This is a genomic window from Corallococcus sp. AB030, from assembly GCF_003668965.1.
GTDB classification, from domain to species: Bacteria; Myxococcota; Myxococcia; order Myxococcales; family Myxococcaceae; genus Corallococcus; species Corallococcus exiguus.
This window is the reverse complement of record NZ_RAWQ01000404.1, coordinates 1-2,748: the sequence shown is the minus strand read 5'-3', so window position 1 is coordinate 2,748 and position 2,748 is coordinate 1. Positions and strand designations below refer to the sequence as shown.

Annotated in this window: 2 protein-coding genes; both read left to right on the top strand. The window is 70.2% G+C overall.

The annotated features are described in order from the left end of the window. Positions 1–275: 275 nt before the first annotated feature. Positions 276–1,865, top strand: coding sequence for an IS21 family transposase (gene istA, locus D7Y15_RS43015; protein ID WP_121756181.1), 1,590 nt, complete (start codon positions 276–278; stop codon positions 1,863–1,865). Further along, complete coding sequence (istB, locus tag D7Y15_RS43010) at positions 1,852–2,619, top strand: IS21-like element helper ATPase IstB (protein ID WP_121756180.1); 768 nt, start codon at positions 1,852–1,854, stop codon at positions 2,617–2,619. The genes istA and istB overlap by 14 nt, the downstream gene beginning before the upstream one ends. The last annotated feature ends 129 nt before the right edge of the window (positions 2,620–2,748 follow it).

Genomic DNA, 2,748 nt, shown 5'->3' with positions numbered 1-2,748 from the left:
TGTCATGGGCCGGGGTAATGGATCGCAGCGGGGTCACCCAAGCTGTTCGTAGCGGGGTCGGCCAAGCGGATCAGTCCTGGGTCGGCCAAGCGGATCGCAATGCGTAGCAGGAGGGCGGCGCCCCCGCCGCCCTGAAGGAATCAGGAAGAAACGAGGTCCGCTGGCGGGGTGAATTCTTACCCGGCGGCCTCACGCGAGCATCCTCGCGCGTCCATGAGCACCGGCAGGGCGGTGCGGGCAGGGACAGCGCGCGGATGAGCTACCGGAGAGTCGACATGGACAGGTTGAGAGAGCTGGTGCGGCTGCACCGGATGGGGACGGGTGCGCGCGAAGTGGCCCGGCTGTTGGGGATGGGCCCGAATACGGAGAGGGCGTACCGCACGGCGCTGAAGGCGGCTGGGGCGCTGGAGGGACAGCCGGAGGAGGTGCCGGAGTTGGAGGCCCTCAAGGCGCTGGTGCAGACGCACCTGCCCTCGCGGGTGGCGCCGCAGCAGACGTCCTCGCTGGCGGCGTTGCAGGGGCGCGTGGAGGCGCTGCTGGAGAAGGGGCTGGGGCCCCGCGCCATCCACGACAGGCTGCGGCTGGAGGTGGCGGGGTACGCGGCGAGCGTCTCGGCGGTGAAGCGCCTGGTGCGGCAGCTGCGCAAGGCCCAGGGAGTGAGGGCGGAGGACGTGGCCATCCCCGTCGTCACGGCGCCCGGCGAGGTGGCGCAGGTGGACTTCGGGTACGTGGGGAAGCTGCGGTGCCCCCAAGAGAAGAGGCTGCGCAAGGCGTGGGTCTTCGTGCTGGTGCTGGCGCACAGCCGCTACCTCTGGGCCGACGTCGTCTTCGAGCAGTCGCTGCCCACGTGGCTGCGGCTGCACGTGGAGGCCTTCGAGGCGCTGGGCGGGGTGGTGCAGACGGTGGTGCCGGACAACCTGAAGGCCGCCGTGCTGAGGGCCGCCTTCACGCCGGACGTGCCGTCAGCCCTCAACCGAAGCTACCGCGAGGTGGCCCGCCACTACGGCTTCAAGGTCGACCCGACGCCGCCGTACGCGCCCCAGAAGAAGGGCAAGGTGGAGGCGGGCGTCAAATACGTCCAGTCCAGCTTCTTCAAGGGCCGCCAGGGGCAGGACGTCGAGGGGGTGCGCGCGGAGTTGAAAGAGTGGCTGGCCCAGGTGGCCAACGTGCGGCGGCACGGGACGACGGGGAGGCGCCCGGTGGACGTCTTCCGGCAGGAGGAGGCGCCCGCGCTGCGGCCCCCGCCCCAGAAGCGCTTCACTCCCGTCGTCTGGAAGCCCACGCGCGTCCACCAGGACAGCCACGTCCTCTTCGAGAGGCGCTTCTACTCGGCGCCCTGGCGCCTGGTGGGCAGCGACGTGTGGCTGCGCGTCACCGACGCAAGCCTGGAGGTGTACGCCCAGGACGTCCGCGTCGCCACCCACGCCCGGCGTGGCACGGGCCTCTATGTCACCCACGAGGAGCACCTGCCCCAGCACCGCGCTGACTTGCGCCACCGCAGCCGCGGCTACTGGGAGGAGCGCGCCACGCGGCTGGGCGAGGACGTCCTCACCTACGTGCGCGCCGTCTTCGACTCCGACGACGTCCTCTCCCAGCTGCGCGCCGTGCAGGCCATCGTCACGCACCTGGAGGGCTTCCCGCCCGAGCGCGCCCGCGCCGCCGCACGGCGCGCCCACTACTACGGCACCTACTCCTACGGCGGCCTGAAGAATCTGCTGCGCCAGGGGCTGGACTTGCAGCCGCTACCCCTGGCCCTCGCCGCCCCCGCGACGTCCTGCCTGCCTCAGCCGCGCTTCGCACGCAGCGTGGCCGAGCTGCTTCACCACCCCGCCGTGCCCCAGGAGTCTGAAATTGAGTCCCACTGACGAGCTGATTCCCATGCTCAAGAAGCTGCGCCTGTCCGGTGTCCTCCAGTCCCTCCAACTGCGCACCCAGCAGGCCGTGGACGACAACCTCTCCCACTCTGAATTCCTCTACCGCCTCTTGGGCGACGAGGTGGAGCGCCGCGACTCCAAGCAACTCTCCCAGCGCGTGCGCCGCGCCTCCTTCGAGCACGCCCGCACCCTCGAGGACTTCGACTTCCACTTCAACCCCAGCGTCCCCAAGGCCAAGGTGCTGGAGCTGGGCACCTGCGCCTTCCTGGAGCGCAACGACAACGTCCTCATCGTCGGCCCCACCGGCGTCGGCAAGTCCCACCTGGCCCAGGCCCTCGGCCACCGCGCCTGCCGCGCCGGCTTCAGCGCCCTCTACGTCGGCGCCCACGAACTCCTCCTGCAACTGCGCGCCGCCCGGGGCGAAGGCAGCTACGACAAGCGCCTCCTGCGCTTCACCTCGCCTGACTTGCTCATCATCGATGACCTCGGCCTGCGCGGCCTCACCCAGGACGAGCCGATGGACCTCTACGAAGTCGTCCGCCAGCGCTACGAGCGCCGTAGCACCGTCATCACCTCCAACCGCTCCATCGAAGAGTGGCCGCCCCTCTTTGGCGACCCGCTGATGGCCAGCGCCGCCATGGACCGGCTGCTCCACCACGCCCACATCCTCGTCATCGAAGGCGACAGCTTCCGCAATCCGCCTCCCACCCGCCGTCGCAAGTCCTCGGCCCCCGAAGCCCGGTAGTCAGTAGCGGATCCGCTTGGCCGAACCGACCGCGTCAACGCCGCGAACTCGAATCGCCGCTCCCTGACAGCTCACCAGGGCGATCCGCTTGGCCGACCCTCATGCGATCCATGGCCCCGGTCCTTGACA